The sequence below is a fragment of the uncultured Succinivibrio sp. genome, assembly GCF_902756765.1.
GTDB lineage: Bacteria > Pseudomonadota > Gammaproteobacteria > Enterobacterales > Succinivibrionaceae > Succinivibrio.
This window is the reverse complement of sequence record NZ_CACVSS010000030.1, coordinates 1-24,497: the sequence shown is the minus strand read 5'-3', so window position 1 is coordinate 24,497 and position 24,497 is coordinate 1. Positions and strand designations below refer to the sequence as shown.

The window sequence follows — 24,497 nt, the reverse complement described above, 5'->3', positions numbered from 1 at the left end:
TTCTGATACGCAGGTACCATCTGATTAGCATCCTCGCGCAGTTTTTCGACAGCTCTGAAATATACTGCCAAAAACTTTCCTACTGTTTCTTCATTATCCTTAACGTACTTGTTGTCTGCCAGGAAAATGATAGGAATGTATTCATCAATATTGGCAGCGGTAGTAACATTCTGGTAGCCTATATACTCAGACTCATATGTATCAGGAGACCATAGACCGGCACCAGTAACATTTTTATTTTCCATTTCCTTTAGAATTTCTGGTCCGGTTATATCCTTGATGACTACATGAGAAAAGTTAAGATTGAATAGATCAAGCCAGGCTGCAAGTGTATATGCTCCCGAAGAAATACCTTTTACCAGGAAGGTTTTGCCCTTGATGGTTTCAGGACTTCCGCAGATTTCAGGATAATCTTGGTTCCCTTCATCACAGGCTATGCCGATTATTCTTAAATCCATATTGTTGCTGCCGATGATGAAAGGAATACTACTAGCAGCGGTGATATTCCAGATATCCGGATTATCTCGATGCTTGTTAATTACATCTATTCCATTGGTATTGGAAATCTCAAGCTTAATATCGATTCCAAGTTCATTATCCCATCCCTGCTCCTTTGCATACCACATTAAAAATCCTTCCTGTTCTAAAAACATTGTAGTTTTTACCTGAGGAAGTCCTTCTGCGAAGCTTAGTCCAGAAATTAAGGCAGAACATAAGGATACGGTCTTAATCAGATTAGTTAACTTGATCATGAAAACCCCTTTAAATGTCAGGTTTTTTAGTAAAAAGGCATTGTGAATTCATGTAATTTGTAGTTAGCGGTTATTGATGAAAAACAGCCTCTCAACGATTAAGTTTAGTAGATTATTTTTTCTGAAATGTCGCCCATCGCAAATAATAGATAATTAAGCTTTAAATTATCACCTTTGATATGAAAAAGAAAATGGTAATAAATAATGCATGGAGTAATAGTTCAATTAAAATTTGTTATGATTAAAAGAAAATAAAAACAAACAGATAATAGGAGTCAGAGGAGTTGAAAAACTCAATCTTCGAAATATTACATGCTTAAATCAATTATTTTAATCATTTCTTCTGTAATGGTTCTGTTATCTGGCTGCAGTTGCGAAAATAATGTCAGAGAGGTGAACAGAGCTATGGTTCCAAATCCATTTGTGTCAGTTGATTCCGTAGAGCGAGCTGCAGAAGGAGCTGGTTTTGTATTCTACTGTCCATCAGAGGTGGAAGGGTATTCTAAAAAAGAAATCTCTTACATTAAAAACAAACTGATTCAGGTTGTATTCAGAGATGGAAATAAATCTATTCTTTTACGTAAGGCCAAAGGAACAGATGATATCTCTGGGGATTACAATAAATATAACAACATAGATAATCAGCAGGTTAAGGAATACAGTGTTACCATGAAAGGCCGGGGAGATGGTTATTATGTTTCCTCATGGTCATACGGATGCTTTTCCTTTGCTGTAACTTCCAGTTCACCTTTAAGTGCCGAGTATATGAAAACTCTGATTACTAGTATGCATTAGTAATCGTATATTTCTCAATCACACACGTCGGAATTTTTTTATGACAGAACAGGAATTAAAACAGCAGATTATTTCTGCTATCAGTAAGGCCAGGGAAACAACTCCCTTAAGCCCATCAATCACAAATACCGTTACCACAAATCTTGTGGCTAATGCTCAGCTTGCAGTTGGGGGCTCAGCTGCAATGATTTATCTTCCGGATGAGGCGGAAGCGATGGCGCTTATAGGCGGAAGTTTCTACATCAACATGGGGACACTTCTTCCGGTATATGCTGAAACTCTTCCTAGAGTTATAAGAGTGTTAAAGAAGAATTCAAAGCCATGGGTTCTGGATCCTGTTGGTATAGGTGTTGGCTCGTTAAGAGAAAGTCTGCTTCTTTCAATGAAAGAGTGTCCTCCATCTGTTATCAGAGGCAATGCCTCGGAGATTATTGCTCTTGCAAATCTCTGGGGGCTTGATTCTGGCATGGACAAAGACGGAGTTCGAGGCGTTGATTCTACTGATTCAGTGGAGTCTTCAAAAAAAGCTGCAGAATCCCTTGCTTCATATACAAAGGGAGCTGTTGCGGTATCAGGAGAAGTTGATCTTGTAACTGACGGCAATATTACAGTCTTCCTTGATGGAGGTTCTGCTCTTTGTACGAAGATTACCGGTGCCGGATGTTCGCTTGGAGGAGTAACAGCAGTGTATGCTGCAGTTACGAGCCCTCTGATTGCAGCTTTAACAGCATCATCTGTTTATAACGCAGCCTCCGAACTTGCGGAAAAAAACTGTAAGGGACCTGCATCCTTCCAAGTGGCGTTTATTGATAATCTGTATTCTGTAAGTGCGGAGCAGATTAACAAAAGTTCACTTCGTATTGTAAGTGCGTAGTTTTTTGAAATAAGGAAAATAGCATGAATACATTGGTAGCCGTAGCAATTTCTCCCTGCGGAACTGGCGATGAGTTATCCTCAGATGTTGCGAAGGTTGTGGATATCATCAGAAAATCCGGACTAAAAAACAGAACCTCCTCCATGTTTACCGAAATTGAAGGCGAATGGGACGAGGTTATGAATACTGTAAAAGAGGCCACTATGGTCCTTGCGGAGAAAGGAATCAGAACAGAAGTTGTGCTTAAGGCTGATGTTCGACCTGGCTATAAGGATATGATGGATGGCAAAATCGAAAGACTAGAGAAGAAGATTGCAAAATTAAATGAGTAATATCAGACAGGAACTTGATATCTCTGCCTATCTGGTTTTAGGACCGGAGAATACTCTAGGCAGGGATGTGGGTGAGATCGTAAAGGTTGCGGTTGAAAGTGGTTTTACCTGTGTACAGGTAAGATCAAAGGTTGCATCTGCAAAAGAAATGATTTCTCTTTGCAGAGACTGTGCTAAGGTCATCTCTGAATTGGGAAAGCAAGATAGAGTTGCTCTTCTGGTTGATGATAGACTTGATGTAGTGCTTGCTGCTAGAGAAGAAGGTATTAAGGTAGACGGAATTCATGTCGGACAGTCCGATATTCCGGTAAGTGTCTGCAGAAAATTCCTTGGTGAGGATTCCATTGTCGGACTTTCTGCTCCTGCAAGTCGTCTCATAGAATATGTTAAAAACACAGATGTCTCCGATATTGATTATTTTGGAGCAGGACCTCTTCATGAGACCCAGACCAAGCCTGACTGTGGCATGGATGAAAACGGTGTTGTTATAACAAGAACATTTGAGGAACTTTCTGAGCTTGCGAAAATCAGTCCTATACCAGTTGTAGTAGGTGGAGGAGTTAAGGTCAGAGATCTTGCCTCTCTAAAAAAGACTGGTGTAGATGGCTTTTTCGTAGTTTCTGCGGTAGCTTCGGCTGAAGATCCCCAAAAAGCTTCCTCTGAGCTGGTTTCTACCTGGAATCAGGCATAAAAAAATCCTGCCTTATGCTTATAGGCAGGATATAAATGCGTTATAGAGGTCTTTGTTTTTTCTTAATTTTTCTAGTACTCGACTTTTTCGTATGAGGTTGGGGCATAGTTTCTTGGAATATGTCCCTTCACATACTTAAAGCTGTCTGTATCAAGAATAGCCAGAAGACGATGATAGAGCTTAATCCAGTCTTCACGGTTTGCCTTGGCATTCTCTAAAAGCATATTATTAAAATCCTCAACTGAAAGGTTAAGTGAATTCTCAATCAGCTCCTGTGAATCTTTTTCAATACGATGGGCGGTAGATTTAACTTCAGGTGCCAGTATTGAATAATAGGCTCTGGTCAAATTTCCTACGTTTGAAACATTCCAGTAGAATTTAGAATCGTCATACTGTTTTCTGTTTACTCGGCTGTACAGTTCTGTAATAGGTGCAACCGGAAGCGGTACATAAAGACTTTCTGCAGGTGAAGTGTATGCAAGCCAGGATACAGGTGCAGGCAATCTGTCGTTGTTCTGGTTAATCCAGATATAAGATATGGCAGGAGTACTCAGAACTCTTTCTTTGTCATAGGCGGCATGACAATATGGGAAACCATAAAGTCCACCCGTAGCCTTTGTTGCGAACTCAAATTCTGTACCTGCGTAGGAATCTCTGTGTATCTCCATAATCTGATTTAGAGTAATTGGTTTATCTGGTTTTACAGAAAATGGATAGGCTTTGGTATCGTAGCCTTCAACCCATGCTGGATAGTGCTTTGATGGAGCAACCAGATCCATAGCTCTCCACACGCGTCTCAGACAGTAATAAGGGTGAAGATGTTCAATTGATTTTATGGAGCGCAGCCAGTCCAATCTGCCCTCCTTGTCAAATGCAGCCCATCCTATAGCCTTTAGGTCATCAATCAGGTGATCGTTGAAAATCTGATCCGGGTTATTCTTATCAAGTTCGCGTATTCTGAACTGATTTGCTGCAATAAAGAACTCTCCGTCTGGAACCTTTTGTGCTGCCCAGAATCCTCCTTTTCCTGATGGATTAGGCATCATTTCGAGCACCCAGCCTTCTTCCTTATCGCCAACAATCAAAGTCTCTGCTGTACCCCAAAGACCGTATTCGTCAATAAGTTCTCCCATTAAAATTACGGCTTCTCTTGCAGTGGTACATCTCTCCAGAGCAACTCTACCAAGCTCTGAGGAATAGAAAAGACCTGTTCCTGCATCTGGTCTTACATATCCCATGTATTCGGAATTATCGGTGCATTCTCCTAGCATCAGACCTTTTTCGTTAATAATTCCATAGTTGCTGTCAAGATAGGCATATGTATGTTCAACCTGAGGAATTTCTCCTAGAGACTCTGTAATTGGTACTCCTGAAAATGAATAGTCTGGACCTCTTCCTTTTACGTTTAGTCTAGGAGTATAGTCGCAGTTGTAGTCAGGGTAGGCTTCTCTTGCGCATGCAGAAGGGTATACCTGACGCATTTCTCCTTTCTTGTGATCAGCAGCAGGTACGTAGACCACCGAGGTATCTCCGGTGTAGCCATCATTGGAATGGGTAATATATAAAGAGCCGTCAGCAGAAGCTCCCTTTGTGATTATCATTGAGGTGCAGGCTGAGGATGAATTTATTGAACACGCAGTTATAAGCGCAATAGCTGTAACAATATATTTCTTCATACAAATCACCTCTAATTCTTATTATTCTGATGCTTCATATATTCCTGAGTGGTGGACAGAATCTTTGAGAAAACATTGAAATCCAGCCTGTCAGGAAGTTTGTCGATGCCAATTGCATTGTAGAAAGGAATTCCCTCTTTCTTGAGATTTGCAGAGGTTTCTGCTTTTTTCTGAATTTCTGCTTTCTCTTTTTCCTTGTCAACATGAACCACCTCATGTTTCTTGTAACTGTCGACAGGAATGAATTTTGGATTATGTCCTTCTGCGTAACGGAGCATGTAACCTCCGTCGTGTTTTTCCAGCAGATTCTCATAAAGTTTCTGCATTCTGTTAAAGGCAGTGCGAGAGTTGTTTTCAATAACTCTGTTGAACCTGTCTTTTGGCAATCCCTTTGAGTGATTTATAAGAGTAAGTGAATGTTGTTCCTGCTCTAGTACTCTTGTTTTGAGCATGTCAGAGAGACTTGAGTAGTATCCTACCGTCAGATAGGAGATTCTCTTACTCAGCCACCACATCTTTTTCTCGTCGTACTCAGTTCTGCTTGTATCTGCATATACTGATGGAATCTTGTTTACAGTAAGTGGTACATAAGTTCCTTCACCTGATGGCCCTAGGGAAAGCCATGTGATAGCAGAAGGTGTCTGCTTGTTTGCCTGACTTATAAATGTGTAAGTCGTATTCTCGTTGGCAATTGTTCTTTCACCGTAATTCTCATGGGTGTAAGGAGTAGCAAAAAGACCGCCTGTGCCTTTGGTTGCATTATCGAACTGTGTACCGGTATAGGTATCTCGGGTTAGGGCTATTAAATCCATAAGACTTACTTTACTGTCTGGTGCCACCGAGAACGGGTATGCAGTGGAGGCCCAGCCTGAAACCCATGGCGAGTAGTTCTTTGATGGAGCAACTATTGACATGGCTCGCCAGACTCTTCTAAGGGAATAATAAGGTCTTATCTCGTTTCCCTTAACAGAACGCAGCCAGTTTAAATTTCCAGAGGTAAGCTGGGCAATATCCGCCTGCTGCATTCTTGAAATCAGGTTATCATTAAATATGAAATCTGGATTATCCTTATCAATACTCTGGATTCTGAACTGATCTGCTGCTACGAAAAAATGTCCCTGTGGAATTTTCCTTGCTACATAATAGCCTCCAGCATTATCTGCAGAAGGCATCAGTTCCAGCACATACCCCTCTTCCTTGTCTGAAATCACCAGGGTTGAAGGTGTGCCGTAGTAACCATATTTATCAATCATCTGTGACAGCATTGCAATTGCATCAGAGGCTTTTACACATCTCTCAAGCGCAAGCTTGGTTATTTCCTGTAGGCAAAGAATTGCTTTTTCCGATGGTTTTGATTTTGCAAACTTGTGTGCTGAACTGTTTTCACAGAAACCAAGCATCAGTGAGTTTTCATTGATGATTCCGTACTCGGTCTTTATGTAGGCAAAAGTATGATTAACCTGAGGGATTTGTCCTAAAAATTTAAGAGAAGGATCTCCATCCTCGTAAATCTCCCTCATTTCATCTGATTCATGATCAGCCGCCTCAACGTACATGACATTAGGTGATACCTTTCTGTCTATGCTGAAACTCAGATAAGCAGTTCCATTGTCACTTGCCTGAGGAGACACATACATCACGGTACCTGCATCTGCTGAGCTGATTATTGAGGAGGATAGTAAAATAGAAAGAAAGTATTTATTTAATTTATTCATATGCTGTGACTGAAATATTTTTATTTATATCGCAATTCAAATCGTAAACTAAGAATAGGATAAGTTTTCTTTAAAAAAAATCATATTCCTAGGACGGAATAGTGTGAATTAGGGCAGCATGAATTTTTAATTTTTTGATATATATCAGTTGCGCCTGCTATAAAATTTTTCCTAAAAGTTTATATTTGACGATTTACTAGCCAATTTTCTTCCTCTAAAGTACAATTTCTTAATTATTTGCGACGTAGATTTGCGTTTTTGTTTGGTTAAATATGAAAACAACATTTAAAGAAAAAGAGTGAATACACAAAAAAATGTATAATCTATAGAAGTTTTAGTTCACGATTTTTTAAAGTTGCAATCGCATTTTTTCGGATTATTTTTGTTATTCGTAAAGTCGTCGTTTCAACACTCTTTAAAGCAGTTAAAGCTAAGAGCAAAGATTAGGTTATGTCAGAATTTAAAAAGAAAAATACAGTAAAAAACGGATTTTTAACTCTGGTTAATGAAATAGAGAAACTTTCTGGTCAGCATTTTGACTTTGATTCAATTGACAATTCAGATCTTGATATCAGAGAGATTCGCAGAAGAGAAGCAATTGAGGCAAGTAAAGAGATTGCAAAGAGAAGAACTGAGAATCATAAGAATTTTATAAACTCAGTTTATGCCTCTCACAGAGTTAATCCTGATTACACCTTTGACAAGATTCAGATGGATCAGTTCAATAATCAGGCCATAAATACCGCTCAGGGCTTCTGTGTGTCATCAAGCATGGCTGCTCAGATGGACTCAGAACCTCAGCTGTTTCTTCTGCAGGGCAATCCAGGATCTGGTAAGACCGTTTTATCCAACTGTATTGCCAATTATTTTCTGAACAAACTGTGGAAGGATGTTGAACTGTGTTCATATCAGGAAATCAAAAGATTCAGAACTCCTAGCTCTACTGATACAACTGTAGATGTTGAAGAAAAAACTAACAAGTGGGAGCGTCTGTGCTCAGTGGATCTGCTGATAATCGATTCTCTATGTCAGAACAATGAAAAGATTACTGCCTATGACAAGCAGGTTATACCTGATCTTCTGAGATCTCGCCGTGCCAGAAGACTTCCTCTGGTAATCACAACTACAGTTCTTCCTAATGCGCTTCACGCAATGCTGGGGGATGAGATTTTTGAGTCATTAAAAGAATACAACGTGATGGGAGCAGCTCTGTTCGGTAATTCTCGCAGAGCACCTATCTCTTTTGCCGGAGCAAACTTAATGTGAGTACGATTTTAGCTTTTGATTTTGGAATGAATCATATTGGAGTTGCTACAGGAAATACAACAACCAAAACCTGTTCTCCTCAGAAATCATTAAATGCCAGGGATGGAATTCCTGATGCCCAGGCTTTAGACAGACTGGTTCGTGATTGGATTCCTTCCTTATTTGTTGTAGGTCTTCCTTTAAATATGGATGGCTCTGAGCAGGAAATGACCTTTAAGGCCAGAAAGTTCGGCAACCGTTTAAAGGAAAAATATAAAAAGGAAGTTGTTTTTATCGATGAGCGTCTTACATCTGCGTCTGCAAAAGAAGAGATCTTTGGTCGTGGAGGCTTTAGAGCTTTGGCAAAAGATAAGGGCGCAATTGATTCTCTGTCAGCTGTAACCATTCTAGAACAGTATTTTTCTGAACATGCCTAAACTAACAAAAGAAGCAACTATTATTCTGACTCTATCTGAAATTGAGAAAGAGCTGAAGAATCTCAAGCTCTGGTCTGATGGCAAGAACAGACCTGATGATAGGGCATTTTTAAGTGAAACCCCTTTTTTCATGGATACCATGGAATTTCATCAGTGGCTGGAGTTTGTGCTGATTCCACAAATGATTCAGCTTATAAACAGTAAAGCTCCACTTCCAAAAAATGTGAACATCCATCCTTATGCTCAGGAAATATATAGAGGTAAGTGGCAAGAATACAAAGTTCTGATTCAAAAAATCATGGAGTTTGATAAACTCTTTCAAGACTAGGCACGCAATTTGCTCTAAAGCGTGTAGATAGTAGTCTTGACGGAATTTTGACACGTGGCAATTAAAGATAAAATAAATTTTCTAGGACCAGCACTTACAAAGGCAAAAAGTAATAAGAAAGTAGCCAAAGGTCTGGAAATTGGCTCGACAACGATAAAAAGAGTATCAATGCTGAAGGTTGGTACTCCTATACTTGTCCTATCCTGTCTGGCCATGATTACTCTTCCAATGCCACCTTTTCTTCTGGACATCCTTTTCTCTTTTAATATCGCACTGTCCATGATTGTGCTTCTGGTTTCCATCTATTCCCAGAAGCCTCTTGATTTCGGTTCTTTCCCTGCAGTTCTGCTGATGGCGACAATTCTTCGTCTTTCTCTGAATGTTGCCTCAACACGAGTTATTCTTTTAAATGGTCAGAACGGAACTGCCGCTGCAGGAAAGGTGATTGAATCCTTTGGTAACGTGGTAATGGGCGGTAGTTATACCGTAGGTATCATTGTATTCGCCATTCTGATTATTATTAACTTCAAGGTTATTACTAACGGTGCTGGAAGAATTGCGGAAGTTTCTGCCCGTTTCACTCTGGATGCAATGCCTGGTAAGCAGATGTCAATTGACGCCGACTTGAATGCCGGTATCATTGATCAGGATCAGGCACGTGAAAGACGTATGGAAGTTACGCGTGAGGCTGATTTCTACGGCTCCATGGATGGTGCCTCAAAGTTTGTAAAAGGTGATGCCGTAGCAGGCCTTCTGATTATGGCCATCAATCTTGTTGGCGGTATTATTATCGGTACTTTCAATTTTAATCTTACTGTAGCAGAATCCGCTTCTATTTTTACTCTTCTCACCATTGGTGATGGTCTGGTTGCTCAGATCCCTTCGCTATTGCTATCTGTTGCTTCAGCTATTATTGTCAGCCGTCAAAGCAGTTCAAAACAGGAAATGGGACAGCAGGTGGTAGGCGACCTTTTTTCAAAGCCTAAGACGCTGCTTATCTCCGCAGGTATTCTTTTTGTTATGGGTATTGTCCCAGGTATGCCTCATGTCGCCTTTCTGCTTTTATCTTCTATTTGTGGCGGAATTGGCTGGGGGCTGCATTATGTTGAAAAGAAAAAGGAAGCACTCGAAAAGGAAAAGTCTACTTCTGTAGCTGGAGCAAAACCTTCTCCTGATCTTAAGGAACTTTCCTGGGATGATGTATCTGAAGTTGATGTTATTGGACTGGAAGTTGGCTATCGTCTGATCCCTATGGTTGACAAGAATCAGAGCGGTGAACTTTTAAACCGAGTAAAGGGTGTGAGAAAGAAGCTTTCTCAGGATTTGGGATTCTTAATTCCACCTGTTCATATTCGTGACAATCTGGATTTAGGCCCTAATTTCTACAGAATTACCCTTATGGGCGTAACCTATGGCGAAGCAGAAATTCAGCCTGAACGTGACATGGCAATCAATCCTGGTCAGGTATTTGGTGATATTCCTGGCCTTAAGGCTAAAGATCCTGCTTTTGGTCTTGATGCTGTTTGGATCAGCAAATCAGATAATGACAAGGCCTTAGGATTAGGTTATACCGTGGTTGACTGTTCAACTGTTATTGCTACACATCTATCTCAGATTCTAGCTAACAACTGTGCCTCTCTGATCGGACAGGAAGAGGTTCAGAATATTCTCGATATTGTGGCAAAATCTCAGCCTAAACTGGTAAACGGTCTTGTCCCATCTGTTGTAAATCTTGGCCTACTGACTCATATTCTTCAGAATCTGCTAAACGAGGGTGTTCCAATCAGAGATATGCGAACTGTGCTTGAGACTCTGGTGGAATATGGTCCTAAGAGTCAGGATCCTGAAGTTCTGACCGCAGCCTGTAGAATTGGTCTGAGACGACTGATTATTCAGGACATTGTTGGTTCTGAAAATGTTATCCCAGTTATTACCCTTGCTCCTGATCTTGAGAAGGTTCTGCACAAGTCTCTAGAGACTGGCGGTTCAGAGGGTATAGGCATTGAGCCTGGTATGGCTGACAGAATTCAGAGATCTCTTATGGATGCAACTCAGGCACAGGAAATGGAAGGAGAGCCTGCGATTCTATTAACATCAGGAATTCTTCGTTCAACTCTTTCTAGGTTTGTAAAGAATACTATTCCTGGTCTTAGAGTGCTTTCCTATCAGGAAATTCCTGATGATAAACAGATTAAGATTGTATCAGTAATCGGAAACAATCAGAATCAGCAGAATATTGGAATCGGACATTAGTAGAAACCATGTTGCCGATTTTTTATTGAAATTTTTCGAAAATGTACCATTTTTCGGAAGAATAACAAATATATTGAACATTAATTTGCAATTGCTTAATGCAGTTAACAATATTGATATTATTACAATTTGCATTTATTGACTTGTTGTAATTTTTTAATGAAAATCGTAACTAGATGAAAAACAAAATTTTTATTTTATAATTATTAAAATAGAATAAGAAAATTTTTTGTAAGATACAAAACACAATACTGTTTGAATTAGGAGGCGGTGTGTTTTTCTCAGTCGGTTCAGAAAAGCATACTGATATAGAATGAAACTTAAGCGCTTTGTTGCAAAGGACATGCGAACTGCACTGGCTAAGATTAAAGAAGAGCTAGGTGCAGAAGCTGTAATTATGTCAAACAAACGCGTTGGACCTAACGTTGAGATTATTGCCGGTGTTGAAGGCGATATTCCTGTTGCGCCGGTTAAGACGCAATCAAGATCAAAGGGGCAGATAACCTCAAATATTCAGGAAGATTCTCCTCTTTCCAGAATTATAGCTGATGATGAAGTTACCTTAAGTTCATCCAAAAACAAATCTGAAGTTAAACCTGTTACAAAGAGTGTCGGCGGAAGCAAATCGGAAGCTTTTGCAAAGAGTCTCCTAGAGATTTTAGAACGACAGCAGCAGTCTGCTCCTGAAGTAGCTACTGAGAAAAAGACAGCAAAGACTTCAAAGGTCAAGGCCAAAGCTCCAGCGCCACTGTCAGAACAGACTGGTCTGCGAGATCTGTTTATAAAAGAGGAAGAGAAGAAAAAAGAGAAGAAGGTTGAGTCTTCCCACGGAATTTCCTCTTATATTTCCAAAGAATCAGAATCTGAAAAAACTGAAATCGAGCAGCTTCGTCATGATGTGGATTCCATAAGACGTCTTCTGCAGTTTGAGCTGGCAGGTCTTATGTCAGATACCAAGAAGCGTGAAGAGCCTGTAAGGGCAATGATTTATGAACTTCTGCTTTCATCTGGTTTTGATAAGTCAATTTCCAACGAACTTTCGGAGAGTATTGATTCAGACGCCTCCTTCAATTTTGCCTGGCGTCAGCTTGCACAGAATCTGGAGAGAAGAATTAAGACCGGTAGTGATGAAATCGTAACAGATGGTGGAATCGTTACCCTTATAGGCCCTGCTGGAGTTGGAAAAACTACGACTATTGCAAAACTTGCTGCAAGATTTGTAATGAAATACGGTGCTGACAGGGTTGCACTGATTACAGCTGATCATTACAGAATTGGAGCTGTCGAACAGGTTAAAACCTATGGTCGTATCATGGGATGTTCGACCTTTGCCATCAAATCAATCGACGAACTTCCTGAAATGCTCTATACATTAAGAGATAAGAGTCTGGTTTTGGTTGATACTGTTGGAGTCGGACTTCATGATGAAAGATTTGAAAGTCAGGTAAATGCTCTAAAGAAACAGTCAAGATTAAAGATGAAACATTATCTTGTTCTTCCTGCAACTGCTCAGAGAAAGGTGCTAGAGCATGCATATGAGCATTTCTCAAATATAGGTCTTAAAGGAATTATTCTAACAAAAATTGATGAAAGTGAGTCTCTTGCTGATGCGCTGTCACTATGCATCAAACAGAAACTAATGCTTTCATATGTAACAGATGGACAGAGAGTTCCTGAGGATCTTGAGGTCCCAGATGCCAGAGCTCTCGCTTTAAAGGCTTTAAGCAGTGTTGAAAGTGATGTGGCTAAATTTGCTCTAGATCAGTCTGTCTTATAAAGGGTTTTATTTATTATTAGAAGGTAATCAAATGGCTATCGACGAAAGAACCAACAAGCGTAAAGTAAAGGTTATCACTGTTACTGGTGGCAAAGGCGGTGTTGGTAAATCAAGTGTGTCCTTAAATATTGCTGTTGCCTTAACTCTTTTAGGCAAAAAGGTAATGCTTTTTGATGCGGACCTTGGCCTTGCCAATATTGACGTTATGCTTGGTTTGAAAGTAGACAAGAATCTTGGACATGTACTAAACGGAGAGTGTGAGCTTCAGGATATTCTGCAGACTGGCCCTCATGGTCTGAGAATTGTACCTGCATCATCTGGTCTTAAGCAGATGGTGGAATTGACTGTCGAGCAGCACGCCGGACTAATTAGAGCTTTTTCTACTTTAAAGGAAGATATAGATTATTTTATTGTTGATACAGCTGCGGGTATTTCTGACATGGTTCTTTCCTTCTGCCGTGCTGCTCAGGATGTTCTGATGGTTGTATGCAACGAGCCAACCTCTGTCGCAGATGCCTATGCACAGATGAAGGTTCTATCAAGAGATTACGGTGTTAAGAAATTCAAGATCATTGGAAATCAGCTTCATTCTCTTGATGAGGGTAAGCTGATGTACCAGAAGCTTGTTGCCGTAACTGAAAGATTTATTGATGCTACATTGGAACTGGTTGCATGTATTCCTGTTGATATGAATATGAGAAAGGCAATCAGACAGCGCTCATGCGTGGTTGACCTCTTCCCAACTTCTCCTGCAGCTAGAGCATTTAAGACTTTGGCTAATAGAATTACAACCTGGCCAATTCCTGATATTGCAGGCGGCCATTTGGAATTTTTTGTTGAAAATTTGATCTCCGCCGACAAGAAAAATTAATAATAACAATTATTCTTATATATATAAGACATTAAGTTTAAAAGAAAAAGAAAGTTTTTATGGCAGGAATGGTAAACGGTGCTAAGGCCTATCAGGCACAGGTCCAAGTAGATATGGCACAGATGGTGGATACTTATGCGCCATTGGTCAAAAGGATCGCTCTGCATCTTAAGGCAAGATTACCGGCCAGTGTGGAACTTGACGATTTAATCCAGTCAGGAATGATTGGACTTATGGATGCGATAACCCATTTCGAAGATGGGCATGGTGCCGTATTTGAGACATATGCTTCCATAAGAATAAGAGGTGCGATGATTGACGAAATGAGACAGAACGACTGGGCACCTCGTTCTGTTCATCAGAATGCTAGAAGTATCTCAAACGCAATAACAAAACTTTCTCACCAGCTGGGTAGAGAACCTAAAGATATAGAAATAGCAAACGAACTTGGGGTAGATCTCGAGAAGTACAACCAGATGTTGCTGGATTCATCCTCTAGTCAGATGATTGGTATTGAAGATCTCGGGGTAACTGACGATGTTATAGCAGAGGGGAATGATAACAGAAAAGATAAACTGTTTGATTTTCTGGCGACATCAAAGTTCAAACATTCACTTGCAGAAGCTATACAGAAACTACCAGAGCGAGAACAGCAGGTTCTTGCGCTTTATTATGATGAAGAACTGAACCTTAAGGAAATAGGACAGGTACTTGATCTCAGTGAATCAAGAATCTGTCAGCTGATGTCCCAGTCTATGGCAAGATTGCGATCAATGCTAAAAGATTGGAGTGGAAAATAGGTTTAATTTAACACTTTTATACTATTTAAGTGGTTTTTTAACGACTTAGGCCCTATAAGTATAGAGGTATACCAATATTACAGGCTTAACTGTAAAAAGGAGACTATCTTGGATAAGAATATCAAGATACTTATTGTAGACGACTTTTCAACAATGCGTCGTATTATAAAAAATCTTCTTCGTGATCTTGGATTCAACAATACTCACGAGGCTGATGACGGAGCAACTGCGCTACCAATGCTTGAAGCTGGTGATTTTGATTTCGTGGTTACCGACTGGAACATGCCTATTATGCAGGGTATTGACCTGTTGAAAGCTATCCGTCAGAGCCCTAAACTCAAAGCGATGCCTGTTCTTATGGTTACCGCTGAAGCTAAGCGTGAGCAGATTGTTGAAGCTGCAAAAGCGGGTGTTAACGGCTATATCGTTAAGCCATTCACTGCTGCAACTTTAAAGACCAAGCTTGATAAGATCTTTGAGCGTTTTGAGTAAGGATTGCTATGTCTAGAGAAGAGCACAGACAACTTACTGTGGCAGATCTAGAGGAAATTAAAGACTTGCTTGAAAGCGGTATGCAGGAGCAGGCTGAAAATAAGCTTCTGGTACTTTCAAAGAACTTTAGTCAGCAGAAAAATGATGAGGTTTATGAGCAGGTTGGTAATCTGACTAGAGATTTGCATGAGGCTATCAAAAAGTTTGCTGAGGACGAAAGACTTAGAGTTATTGCAAACGTTGATATGCCAAGAGCTTCAGAAAGACTGACCTCTATTATTCAGATGACAGATGCAGCTGCCTCTAAAACACTTGATGCAGTTGAGGCGTGTGCACCAATGGTTAAAACTCTGAATGATTCAGTAGATAAACTTCTTCCTGTATGGAACTCACTGATGAAGGGCAGAATTGATAGAGACAATTTTGTCACCCTGTGCAGGAATGTTGATACTCTGATTCATCACACAAAGGATAATGCGGCAAGAGTTTCAGAACAGCTTAATGTGATTCTGCTTGCTCAGGATTATCAGGATTTAACCGGTCAGCTGATTCAGAATGTGATAACTCTTGTATCTGAGGTTGAAGATAAACTGTTGCAGTTTTTAACTCACTTTAGTGATGAGGAAAAGAACTCGATTCTTGAAAACAGTGATGCTGTTAATGGAATTTCTCCACAAGGACCAGCAACAGGTGATGTGCTCAAATCAGATAAAATTGCAGCAACTCAGGATGATGTGGATGATTTGCTTGCAAGTTTAGGATTCTAATAATAACGGAGACCTGAAAATGGATGAGGAAATTCTACAAGACTTTATAGTAGAAGCTGGTGAGATTATAGAAAATCTTAATGAACAGCTAGTCCAGATCGAAAAAACACCTGATGATAAGGATTTGCTTAATGCTATTTTCAGAGGTTTCCATACTGTTAAGGGTGGTGCTGGATTCCTACAGTTAACAAATCTTGTTAACATCTGTCATGCTGCGGAAAGCTTGTTCGATGAACTTCGTAACGCCCGCATTGCAATGTCGCCAGATCTTATGGATGCTGTACTTCAGGCATACGATGAAATTACATCAATGTTTGATACAGTTAAGAATGCTCAGCAGCCAGATCCTGCACCTCAGGACCTTATTGACAGATTACATGCTTTAGCCGCTGGTGGTGCCGCTCCAGCTGCTGCTCCTGCCCCTGCCCCAGAGCCAGAACCTGAACCAGAACCTGCAGCACCTGCCGGTGATGTTGATGATATTACCGAGGATGAATTCGAGGCTTTACTCGACCAGCTTCATGGTAAAGGTCATGCTCCTGGTGCTGATGGGGATGAAAACAATGCTGCAGATGCAACAGATGCCGATTTTGACAAGATGCTGGCCACTGCACAGAGTGAGGCTGCTAAGAATGCTCACAAACCTGAAGCTGCACCAGCTCCTGCACCAGCTCCTGCTCCGGCTCCAGCTCCCGCTGCTCCTAAACCTGCCGCAGCTCCAGCTGCAGCCAAACCAGCTGCAAAACCTGCCGGTAAAGCTGATGCCGCTAAATCAGGTCCAGAGGTTGATACAACTGTTCGTGTTGAAACCCAGGTTTTAGATGACATCATGAATCTGGTTGGTGAGCTTGTGCTGGTACGTAATCGTCTGGTTAATATGGCATCAAGACGTTCTGATCAGGATATGTCAAAGGCAATCTCCAATCTTGATGTTGTAACTCTTGAACTTCAGAATTCTGTTATGAAAACCCGAATGCAGCCTGTTAAGAAAGTATTCGGTAGATTCCCTCGTGTTGTTCGTGACCTTGCTCGTAAGCTTGGTAAAAAGATTGAGCTGAGAATGGAGGGTGAGGATACAGAATTGGATAAGAACCTGGTTGATGCTCTTGCAGACCCAATGGTTCATATGGTTCGTAACTGCTGTGACCACGGTATTGAAGATCCAAAGGATCGTGTTGCTGTTGGTAAACCTGAGACAGGTGTGGTTTTACTTAGAGCCTCTCAGCAGGGTGACCACATTCTTCTGCAGATTCAGGATGACGGTCAGGGTATGGATCCTGATATTTTAAGATCTGTGGCTGTAAAGAAAGGCCTGATGGATGAAGGCGCAGCAGACAGACTGTCTGATTCTGAGGCTCTGAATCTGATTTTCGCTCCTGGTTTCTCAACCAATACCGAAATTACTGATATTTCTGGTCGTGGTGTAGGTATGGACGTGGTTAAGACCAACATTTCCAAACTTAACGGTACAGTTAATGTTATTTCCACCTACGGAAAAGGAACCACCATCGAAATTAAGGTTCCTCTGACACTGGCAATTCTGCCAACCTTAATGATTTCTGTTTCTAACAGAACCTTTGCTCTGCCATTGACCTCAGTTTCAGAGATTTTCTATCTGGATCTGGATTCAATGAGAAATGTTGATGGTCTGAATACTATCGTAATACGTGATAAGGCTATTCCTCTGTTCTTCTTAAAACAGTGGTTCGAGAAGGTTTCTATTAAGGAATATCTTGAGAACAAGGCTCATATTGTGCTTGTACAGGTTTCTGCTGCTCAGCTGGTAGGTTTCGTGGTAGATGAGCTTTTAGGACAGGAAGAAGTTGTGATTAAACCTCTAGATGAGATCCTTCGTCATACTCCTGGTATGGCAGGTGCAACCATTACCTCAGATGGTGGTATCGCTCTGATTCTAGACATTCCTGGCTTGATGAGAGCATATGCTCATAAGGATGCCGAGCGTGTTCCTCTGCCAACAGACAAACACCTAGCAGTTGAAAAGAATGCTGAAGATACTGATAGTACCCCTGAAGTAGCTCCAGAAAATACTAATGATAATAACGAAGAATAAGGATTACCTATGGCTACCAAAGTTTTGATTGTTGATGACTCAAGCTTTTTCCGCAAGCGCTTAAGAGAGATTGTTGAATCAGATCCTACTATGGAGGTTGTAGGTGAGGCTAAAGATGGTAAGGAAGGAGTAGAACTTTCCACCAAACTTCGTCCAGATGTAATTACTATGGACGTTGAAATGCCAGTTATGGACGGTATTACTGCCGTTGCTGAGATCATGAAGAAGAATCCAACTCCTATTCTTATGTTCTCATCTTTGACACATGAAGGTGCTACAGCAACATTTAAGGCTCTTGAGGCAGGCGCTGTAGATTTTATGCCTAAAAACTTTGATGACATTGCTCATAGAAGAGAAGATGCCATCAAGAACCTAATTGGATCAATCAAAGCTGTTTCTCGTAGCCGTGTAAGGGGCTTTAGACCATCTGCTCCTTCTCCAACTATTGCTACGAAGACAGTTCCTTCTTCTGCAACTGTGGCAAAACCTGCTACTGCCACTGCTCGTGCTCCTATCGGAGCTGCAGCAGGAGCACCTGCACCAACAGCTGGTTCAGCAAAGGATGCTTATAACCAGATTAACGCAATGTTGGCAGCAAATCCTGGCACTCCTGCAAGTGCTTTGAAGTTTACATTTGGTAACCATAAGTCAGAGACAACTACATTTAAGAAGTCAGGTAAGCCACATTCAATTGTTGCAATTGGAAGTTCTACCGGAGGACCAATTGCTCTTCAGGATATTATTCCTAAATTGCCTAAGCTGAATGTTCCTGTTGTGATTGTTCAGCATATGCCTGCTTCTTTTACTACTACTTTCGCTGCAAGACTTGATGCTATCTCAAATCTGCATGTTGTCGAAGCAAAGGATGGAGATATTCTTGAAGCTGGTACCTGCTATATAGCTCCTGGCGGGACTCAGATGATTTTTGAGAAAGTCGGCATCAAGGTAAGATGTCGTGTTATCGCTGATACTGGAAGGACTACCTATAATCCTTGTGTGGATGTTTCATTTGCGTCTCTTTCAAAGATGTACGGTGGAAAGGTTCTGGCAATGATTCTGACTGGAATGGGCTCCGACGGCTGTGAAGGTTGCTCTATTCTTAAGAAACTAGGAGCTGTTATCTGGGCTCAGAATGAAGAAACCTGTGTGGTCTACGGTATGCCTCAGGCCATCGTAAATGCTGGCATTACAGATCTGGTTCTTCCTTTGGGAGAGATTGCAGGCTGTATTGTTAAAGAGCTGGGTTAATAACAAAAAAGGCAGGTCTCAATGAACTTTCTGGGTATTTTTCTTGCGTGCGGATGTATTGTATGTTCTATGATGTTAGAAGGTACATCTCCTGCAATGATGTTAGAGTTGCCTGCTTTCCTTGTTGTGGTAGGTGCTTCATTCTTCGCATGCTGGGTGCAGTTTCCTTTGCCTCAGATTATCGGTGCGTTCAAGTGTATGTTATGGACATTGGCTCCTCCACGTATCGGTTTTGAATCTCAGGTTGAACTTTTAGTTGGTTTATCAACAACTGCTCGTCAGCAGGGATTACTGGCACTGGAAAATTCCATTTCGTCCGCATCTGATGATTATACACGTGACGGTATTCAGATGATTGTCGATGGTGTTGATAAGGATGCTCTAAAGGAAATCCTAGAGCAGGGCATTGCCGTTGAAGAAGCTAAATATGAACCTTACGCCAAGATGCTAGAATCTATGGGCGGTTATTCTCCTACCATGGGTATTATCGGTGCGGTGCTTGGTCTGATTCACGCTATGTCTCTGTTGGACCGTCCAGATGAATTAGGTCCTGCTATTGCGGTGGCATTCGTTGCAACTATTTACGGTCTGGTTCTTGCTAACATTATCTGTCTTCCTTCATCAAACCGAGTTAAAAGTATTATTGCCGAAATGGCTTTATATAAGTACATGACTCTAGAAGGTCTAGTATCAATTGCATCTGGTGAGAATACCATGATGTTAAAGCGCCGTCTTGCAGTTTACACCGGTGGTGATAAGACCGAGGGTGGAAGTTAATATAATAAGAAAATAAGGCAATAATATGAAGAAAAAGCCTCCAGAGCCCGAAAACCTTGAACGATGGATGGTGTCGTATGCTGACTTCATGACCTTGCTGTTTGCACTGTTCGTGGTTCTGTACTCCTTTGCTATGGCCAAGCAGTCTGAAGCCAAATCGATGGTAGAGAGTATTGCTCAGGCCTTCAATGAAACTGCCATTAGTTCTCCTGGTGGAGCTCTTCTTGTTCCTGGTTCACTAGCTCAGCAGCTGGCACAGGAAGTTCAGGAAGCAGTTCAGTCTATGCAATCATCTCAGGGTGATACCGGAAAACAGATCATTGAAGACGGTGGAGTGATGATGAATTTCCAGATCACATCGACTCAGTCTAATCAGGAAAGAGATGATACAACCTCTGGTTCTGATGATGAGATGGATGGTCAGAATAATGCCGATTCTGCCAATGCTTCAGGTGAGCTAGTTATTTCTGATAATCAGACTGTATCTAAGAATGTAAATCCTAAATCCAATGCTCCTGATGGTGGCTCTCAGACAGGTGAGGGTGGATTCCAGGCAGGAGGCTCATCCGATCACTTTGAACAGGGAGGACAGTCTGAGGTTAATGCTGACAGTATTGGTGAAGGTAAAGTTGGTACTCAGTTCGACGCTGTAAGACGTTCAATCTCCGAGGCAATCAGCGATACAGGTATGGAAAAATATATTGATATTGAGGAAAATCCACACTGGTTGTCCATCAATGTAAATTCAGGTCTGCTGTTTGCAGAGGGTAGTGCTTCTATTCTTGCTGCCTCAAGACCAATTATTCAGAGAATTGCAGTTGCAATCTCTAACATAAATAACTACATCAGAATCCGCGGTTATACAGATAATACATTTATACCAAATGGAATTTTCATGAATAGCTGGGATTTGTCCGCTAATCGTTCACTTTCTGTTTTAACCGAGCTGGAACGCGCGGGCATTATTCCTGAGCGTATGGCAATTGAAGCATACGGTGAGTATTCACCAATGTATTCAAATAAGACAGCAGCTGGTCGTGCTATGAATAGAAAAGTTGTTATCGCAATTTCAAGATATGCAATGGAAAGAAAGACTCCTCTTACCGCAACTGATGCTGAGCAGAGTTTGATTAACGGTACAACTGAACCAAGCATTAATGCCGGTCAGGGTGATGTTGAAGTTAAGCGTGGTGAAGGTAATACAATCGAATTGGATTTCGGTTTATAAAAAAATAGATTAAGGAGCCTTTTGTGCTAGTTTGGTCAATTGCAAGTCAAAAAGGCGGTGTAGGTAAGACTACAACAGTCGCATCGTTAGCTGGTTGGTTACAAAAAGAGAACCTAAACGTTCTGATAATTGACACCGATCCTCATGCCTCTTTGACTAGCTATTTAGGTTTTGACTACAATAATATCGAAAAAAGTCTTTATGACCTGTATACTCAGGAAAGTTTTGACAAGGAGAGTGTACAGTCCGTCATTACTCACACTAATTTTCCAAATCTTGATATCATCGCATCTAGTATGACTCTTGCAACTATAGACAGAAAACTGTCTGGACGTTCTGGAGTTGGTCGTATTCTTACCAATGCTCTTAAACTTATAGAGGATGACTACGATGTAGTTCTAATTGACTGTCCTCCTGTCTTAGGAGCTCTGATGGTGAATGCTCTTGTAGCCAGTACCTCAATTCTTGTTCCAACCCAGACTGAATTTCTGTCCCTAAAGGGATTAGAGGGGATGGTTCGTACTTTTAATATTATGCGTAAAGCTGATAACAATTGCATTATTAACTATACTGTTATCCCTACTATGTATGATAAACGTACCAAGGCAAGCAGAACTTCATTAGAATATCTGACCGCTCACTACAAAGATAATTTATGGCAAGGACAGATCCCTGTTGATACTTTATTCAGAGAGTCTTCTCAGAAGGGGCTTCCAATCACAATGCTTGATGAGAAATGTCGTGGTGCATTGGCTTATCGTGAATTATTATTACAACTACTATCGAAAGAGCTAGAGCTTAATCCGGATAAAATATCTCCGAATGCGGCTGCAATTGTTTCTTTGGCTTCAGGTGAAAAAAATACAAAATCTGACGTTAATAAAGATATGGATATCATTGCAGGTGATGTTGATGCTATGCTCAGTTAATTATTAAGGATCCTAGTATGTCATTTAATGATATTGATGACACCCTTGTAGCATATTTCAAGCAGATGCTTGAAGAAGAAAGTGAACAGCAATCTCCAGAGTCGGAATCTCTAGAGGAGCAGAATGCTGTTGCCCAAACAGAAGTTAGTGCTCAGAATGAGAATGATCAGGTTATAGGATCTGGAAACGAAGTTAGTGATTCACAGCCAGAGGCATTACCTCAGGAAAATGAAATTGAAAATCCTCAGGAAGATATGACTTTGTCTGCCTCAGATGGAGCATCTTCGGAGGTTTGCGTTGCAGATGAAACATCTGTAGAAGAATCTTCAGATGAAAAGGATATAGCTGCCGCGGAAGTAGAGTCTGAGATAAGTGAAGATAATTCAGAACCTGCTCCTGATGCTATTGCGGAGGCTGAAGCAGCTACTGAGACAGAAGAAACTGAAGATATGCCTCTTGATGCTGAAGAGTCCTCAGAAGAAGTTGCATGTGAGTCTGAAGAGATCTCGGAAACACCTGTGGAAAATGAGGAATCCTCTTTACAGAATACAGCTGTTGAGACTGATAATTCTGCAGATGATATTGACTATGCTTCAGATGATTATGTTCCAGAGGATAATTCTTCCTCAGAAGCTCCTGTGTTACAGCCTCAACTTCAGAGCGTTGAGGAAAAATCCGAACCTCTCCCTTTTGCCGAACACAAGAGTCTTGAGAGTCTTTTGGAGTCAGTTCCTAAAACTCAGCTTGAAACAGAAGTTGCAGATGAAACTGTTACAGAAACAGCTGTTGAAACTCAGACCGTTGAAGAAACTCAGATTGTAACTGAAACTGCTGTAGAAGAGCAGATTCAGGTTGAACAGGTTACCGCATCAGAATCTGTTGTAGCTGATGAGAGTGCTGTTCAGGTCGAACAGGAGTCTGATAATGAGGAGGCTCCTTATAACTGGACTAATATTGAGATGCCTGATGAATTTCAGGTGTTGTTCTTCCTGGTAAAGGGTATTCGTTTTGCTGTTCCGTTAGTTAATCTTGGAGGAATATTCCAGTGTGATAAGGTGACTCCGCTGTTCGGAAAACCTGACTGGTTCCAGGGAATTGCTGATATACGTGGCAGAAAGATGAATGTTGTGGATACTCTAAAGTGGGTTAAGAGTGATGCTCCTCAGTCGGAAAAGTATGAGTATATGATTTCTCTGGATAAGACATTATGGTCAATAGGTTGCGATGTCCTTGAAGGAAACAGAATTTTAAACAAAGAAAATATTACCTGGAGACAGACCGCTGGTAACAGACCTTGGCTTGCAGGTATTGTTAAAAAGGAAATGTGCGCGTTACTGCATGTAAAAGCCTTGATCAAGATGTTTGAAAATGGAGTTAATCTCAAAGATCTTGATGTACAAATGAGTGCATGATCAAAGTTTTAACTACGTAACCTCTACATTTTGCTAAAGTTTATTAAAATAAAATTAAAGAGTAATTGCGCCATTATCGTGTGTGGTGTGTATAACGAGGATTAAAAGATGTCAAAAGAAGAAGCAATCGCAGAAAATCCAATCGACGTTAATGCAAAAAAAGGTGAATTGCTGCGTTGGGTTACCTTTAAGCTAGGTAATGAAATATATGGCGTCAATGTTATGCAGGTACGTGAGGTATTACGTTATACAGATATCGCTCCTGTTCCTGGTGCACCTTCTTATGTGCTGGGAATTATTAACCTGCGTGGTAACGTTGTTACTGTTATCGATACCAGAGCTCGTTTTGGTATTCCTCCTGCAGAGGTTACTGATAATACAAGAATTATGATTATTGAGTCTGATAAGCATGTTATCGGAATTCTGGTTGATTCCGTTGCAGAGGTTGCAGATCTCAATACCAATGATATTGACGATACTCCTAATGTTGGTACAGAAGAGAATGCTCAGTTCATCTCTGGTGTATGCAACCGCAAAGATGATCTGTTAATTCTGATTGATCTCACCAAGCTGTTTACTGAGACAGAGTGGAAGGAAGTTACCAATCTAGGTTAAACACAACCGTTTTTTTTACTCCTTGACTAATGTATGCGGCATACATTCATATGTCGCATATTTTTTTTGCATCAAAAAAAAAAACACCGGCACAATAATAAGGACTGTACCGATGATTTAATTCCGAGCTTCGTAATTAGTTTTTTTATGGATAGAGCTTTTTAAAATGTGTATCTAGCTCCAACAGCGAATTGAGATCCTGAATCATCATGGAATTTCTCTCCTTTGAATTCAGGTGTACCACCTGCGCAGAATTTTGCTTCAGCCCAGACATTGAAGTTTTCGTTAGCGTTATAGTTTATATATACAGGAATTCTTCTCTCGATCTTGCTTGGAGCTTTACCTTCACCTTCATCCATTGTCTCGTAGGAAGATTCAAAACCTGTATAAACACCTATGCCGTTATCAAAGG

23 protein-coding genes and 2 pseudogenes are annotated in these 24,497 nt (G+C 40.8%); 21 read left to right on the top strand and 4 right to left on the bottom strand.

Going from position 1 to position 24,497, the window contains the following annotated elements; all coding sequences use genetic code 11:
- Positions 1-752: ABC transporter substrate-binding protein (locus QZU45_RS06050; protein ID WP_295352914.1), on the bottom strand; the 752-nt coding region annotated here is incomplete at its 3' end.
- Positions 753-1,064: 312 nt separating this feature from the next.
- On the opposite strand from QZU45_RS06050, the gene QZU45_RS06045 reads away from it, so the two are divergent.
- Genes QZU45_RS06045 through QZU45_RS06030 form a run of 4 tightly spaced genes read left to right on the top strand, consistent with a single transcriptional unit; the run spans position 1,065 to position 3,444 of the window.
- A complete protein-coding gene (locus tag QZU45_RS06045) occupies positions 1,065-1,547 on the top strand; it encodes a hypothetical protein (RefSeq protein WP_295352911.1) in 483 nt (160 codons plus the stop codon).
- 40 nt (positions 1,548-1,587) lie between these two features.
- The gene (gene thiM / locus QZU45_RS06040) at positions 1,588-2,421 is read left to right on the top strand and encodes a hydroxyethylthiazole kinase (protein WP_295352908.1); all 834 of its coding nucleotides are present in this window, start codon (positions 1,588-1,590) and stop codon (positions 2,419-2,421) included.
- A 23-nt stretch (positions 2,422-2,444) separates the two neighbouring features.
- Entirely contained in the window at positions 2,445-2,753 is a 309-nt protein-coding gene (locus QZU45_RS06035) for an MTH1187 family thiamine-binding protein (protein WP_074840121.1), read from the top strand.
- Positions 2,746-3,444: a thiamine phosphate synthase gene (locus tag QZU45_RS06030; protein WP_295352905.1), complete on the top strand. Its 699-nt coding sequence runs from the start codon at positions 2,746-2,748 to the stop codon at positions 3,442-3,444. Before QZU45_RS06035 ends, QZU45_RS06030 begins: the two co-directional genes overlap by 8 nt.
- A 71-nt stretch (positions 3,445-3,515) precedes the next feature.
- Here the strand turns inward: QZU45_RS06030 and QZU45_RS06025 are convergent, their stop codons facing one another.
- Positions 3,516-5,120 (bottom strand): C69 family dipeptidase, encoded by a 1,605-nt coding sequence (locus QZU45_RS06025; protein WP_295352902.1) that lies wholly within the window; start codon positions 5,118-5,120, stop codon positions 3,516-3,518.
- An 11-nt stretch (positions 5,121-5,131) separates the two neighbouring features.
- The gene (locus QZU45_RS06020; protein ID WP_295352875.1) at positions 5,132-6,835 is read right to left on the bottom strand and encodes a C69 family dipeptidase; all 1,704 of its coding nucleotides are present in this window, start codon (positions 6,833-6,835) and stop codon (positions 5,132-5,134) included.
- 450 nt (positions 6,836-7,285) lie between these two features.
- On the opposite strand from QZU45_RS06020, the gene QZU45_RS06015 reads away from it, so the two are divergent.
- The 17 genes and pseudogenes from QZU45_RS06015 to QZU45_RS05940 all read left to right on the top strand — a co-directional run bounded on the left by QZU45_RS06015 (position 7,286) and on the right by QZU45_RS05940 (position 24,085).
- A complete protein-coding gene (locus QZU45_RS06015; RefSeq protein WP_295352872.1) occupies positions 7,286-8,101 on the top strand; it encodes a DnaA/Hda family protein in 816 nt (271 codons plus the stop codon).
- Positions 8,098-8,517 (top strand): Holliday junction resolvase RuvX, encoded by a 420-nt coding sequence (gene ruvX, locus QZU45_RS06010; protein ID WP_295352870.1) that lies wholly within the window; start codon positions 8,098-8,100, stop codon positions 8,515-8,517. Before QZU45_RS06015 ends, ruvX begins: the two co-directional genes overlap by 4 nt.
- A complete protein-coding gene (locus QZU45_RS06005) occupies positions 8,510-8,845 on the top strand; it encodes a YqcC family protein (protein ID WP_295352868.1) in 336 nt (111 codons plus the stop codon). The genes ruvX and QZU45_RS06005 overlap by 8 nt, the downstream gene beginning before the upstream one ends.
- Before the next feature lie 168 nt (positions 8,846-9,013).
- Positions 9,014-11,098 (top strand): flagellar biosynthesis protein FlhA, encoded by a 2,085-nt coding sequence (gene flhA / locus QZU45_RS06000; protein WP_295352922.1) that lies wholly within the window; start codon positions 9,014-9,016, stop codon positions 11,096-11,098.
- Positions 11,099-11,411: 313 nt separating this feature from the next.
- A complete protein-coding gene (gene flhF / locus QZU45_RS05995) occupies positions 11,412-12,875 on the top strand; it encodes a flagellar biosynthesis protein FlhF (protein WP_295352865.1) in 1,464 nt (487 codons plus the stop codon).
- A gap of 31 nt (positions 12,876-12,906) precedes the next feature.
- Entirely contained in the window at positions 12,907-13,746 is an 840-nt protein-coding gene (locus tag QZU45_RS05990; RefSeq protein ID WP_074840136.1) for a MinD/ParA family protein, read from the top strand.
- 68 nt (positions 13,747-13,814) lie between these two features.
- Entirely contained in the window at positions 13,815-14,546 is a 732-nt protein-coding gene (locus QZU45_RS05985; RefSeq protein ID WP_295352919.1) for an RNA polymerase sigma factor FliA, read from the top strand.
- Positions 14,547-14,654: 108 nt separating this feature from the next.
- Positions 14,655-15,038 (top strand): chemotaxis response regulator CheY, encoded by a 384-nt coding sequence (cheY, locus tag QZU45_RS05980; protein WP_031492288.1) that lies wholly within the window; start codon positions 14,655-14,657, stop codon positions 15,036-15,038.
- A gap of 8 nt (positions 15,039-15,046) precedes the next feature.
- Complete coding sequence (locus tag QZU45_RS05975; RefSeq protein WP_295352860.1) at positions 15,047-15,805, top strand: protein phosphatase CheZ; 759 nt, start codon at positions 15,047-15,049, stop codon at positions 15,803-15,805.
- 19 nt (positions 15,806-15,824) lie between these two features.
- Positions 15,825-17,876 (top strand): chemotaxis protein CheA, encoded by a 2,052-nt coding sequence (locus tag QZU45_RS05970; RefSeq protein ID WP_295352857.1) that lies wholly within the window; start codon positions 15,825-15,827, stop codon positions 17,874-17,876.
- 9 nt (positions 17,877-17,885) lie between these two features.
- A complete protein-coding gene (locus tag QZU45_RS05965; RefSeq protein WP_295352854.1) occupies positions 17,886-19,124 on the top strand; it encodes a chemotaxis response regulator protein-glutamate methylesterase in 1,239 nt (412 codons plus the stop codon).
- 21 nt (positions 19,125-19,145) lie between these two features.
- The gene (locus QZU45_RS05960; RefSeq protein WP_295352851.1) at positions 19,146-19,901 is read left to right on the top strand and encodes a flagellar motor protein; all 756 of its coding nucleotides are present in this window, start codon (positions 19,146-19,148) and stop codon (positions 19,899-19,901) included.
- Between the two features lie 25 nt (positions 19,902-19,926).
- Positions 19,927-20,085, top strand: a pseudogene (locus QZU45_RS12500) (flagellar motor protein MotB); the annotation flags it as partial.
- Positions 20,062-21,129: an OmpA family protein gene (locus QZU45_RS05955; RefSeq protein ID WP_366925484.1), complete on the top strand. Its 1,068-nt coding sequence runs from the start codon at positions 20,062-20,064 to the stop codon at positions 21,127-21,129. The pseudogene QZU45_RS12500 and the gene QZU45_RS05955, both read left to right, overlap by 24 nt.
- Before the next feature lie 23 nt (positions 21,130-21,152).
- Positions 21,153-22,058 carry a ParA family protein gene (locus QZU45_RS05950; RefSeq protein ID WP_294997773.1) on the top strand — a complete coding sequence of 302 codons (906 nt, stop codon included), beginning with the start codon at positions 21,153-21,155 and terminating at the stop codon, positions 22,056-22,058.
- Positions 22,059-22,075: 17 nt separating this feature from the next.
- On the top strand, positions 22,076-23,470 hold the full coding sequence (locus tag QZU45_RS05945) for a chemotaxis protein CheW (RefSeq protein WP_295352845.1): 1,395 nt from the start codon (positions 22,076-22,078) through the stop codon (positions 23,468-23,470).
- Positions 23,471-23,578: 108 nt separating this feature from the next.
- Positions 23,579-24,085: a chemotaxis protein CheW gene (locus QZU45_RS05940; RefSeq protein ID WP_074840154.1), complete on the top strand. Its 507-nt coding sequence runs from the start codon at positions 23,579-23,581 to the stop codon at positions 24,083-24,085.
- A gap of 161 nt (positions 24,086-24,246) precedes the next feature.
- Here the strand turns inward: QZU45_RS05940 and QZU45_RS05935 are convergent.
- Positions 24,247-24,497: pseudogene (locus QZU45_RS05935) on the bottom strand (porin); the annotation flags it as partial.

Excerpts from the sequence above, each read along its gene's own strand:
- QZU45_RS05970 (WP_295352857.1), top strand. The coding sequence starts at position 15,825 with ATGGATGAGGAAATTCTACAAGACTTTATAGTAGAAGCTGGTGAGATT.
- QZU45_RS05990 (WP_074840136.1), top strand. The coding sequence starts at position 12,907 with ATGGCTATCGACGAAAGAACCAACAAGCGTAAAGTAAAGGTTATCACT.
- thiM (WP_295352908.1), top strand. The coding sequence starts at position 1,588 with ATGACAGAACAGGAATTAAAACAGCAGATTATTTCTGCTATCAGTAAG.
- QZU45_RS06045 (WP_295352911.1), top strand. The coding sequence starts at position 1,065 with ATGCTTAAATCAATTATTTTAATCATTTCTTCTGTAATGGTTCTGTTA.
- QZU45_RS05945 (WP_295352845.1), top strand. The coding sequence starts at position 22,076 with ATGTCATTTAATGATATTGATGACACCCTTGTAGCATATTTCAAGCAG.
- QZU45_RS05955 (WP_366925484.1), top strand. The coding sequence starts at position 20,062 with ATGGTAGAGAGTATTGCTCAGGCCTTCAATGAAACTGCCATTAGTTCT.
- QZU45_RS05975 (WP_295352860.1), top strand. The coding sequence starts at position 15,047 with ATGTCTAGAGAAGAGCACAGACAACTTACTGTGGCAGATCTAGAGGAA.
- QZU45_RS05940 (WP_074840154.1), top strand. The coding sequence starts at position 23,579 with ATGTCAAAAGAAGAAGCAATCGCAGAAAATCCAATCGACGTTAATGCA.
- QZU45_RS06005 (WP_295352868.1), top strand. The coding sequence starts at position 8,510 with ATGCCTAAACTAACAAAAGAAGCAACTATTATTCTGACTCTATCTGAA.
- QZU45_RS06020 (WP_295352875.1), bottom strand. The coding sequence starts at position 6,835 with ATGAATAAATTAAATAAATACTTTCTTTCTATTTTACTATCCTCCTCA.
- flhF (WP_295352865.1), top strand. The coding sequence starts at position 11,412 with ATGAAACTTAAGCGCTTTGTTGCAAAGGACATGCGAACTGCACTGGCT.
- QZU45_RS06015 (WP_295352872.1), top strand. The coding sequence starts at position 7,286 with ATGTCAGAATTTAAAAAGAAAAATACAGTAAAAAACGGATTTTTAACT.
- QZU45_RS06025 (WP_295352902.1), bottom strand. The coding sequence starts at position 5,120 with ATGAAGAAATATATTGTTACAGCTATTGCGCTTATAACTGCGTGTTCA.
- QZU45_RS06030 (WP_295352905.1), top strand. The coding sequence starts at position 2,746 with ATGAGTAATATCAGACAGGAACTTGATATCTCTGCCTATCTGGTTTTA.
- flhA (WP_295352922.1), top strand. The coding sequence starts at position 9,014 with ATGCTGAAGGTTGGTACTCCTATACTTGTCCTATCCTGTCTGGCCATG.
- QZU45_RS05965 (WP_295352854.1), top strand. The coding sequence starts at position 17,886 with ATGGCTACCAAAGTTTTGATTGTTGATGACTCAAGCTTTTTCCGCAAG.
- QZU45_RS05960 (WP_295352851.1), top strand. The coding sequence starts at position 19,146 with ATGAACTTTCTGGGTATTTTTCTTGCGTGCGGATGTATTGTATGTTCT.
- QZU45_RS05985 (WP_295352919.1), top strand. The coding sequence starts at position 13,815 with ATGGTAAACGGTGCTAAGGCCTATCAGGCACAGGTCCAAGTAGATATG.
- QZU45_RS06035 (WP_074840121.1), top strand. The coding sequence starts at position 2,445 with ATGAATACATTGGTAGCCGTAGCAATTTCTCCCTGCGGAACTGGCGAT.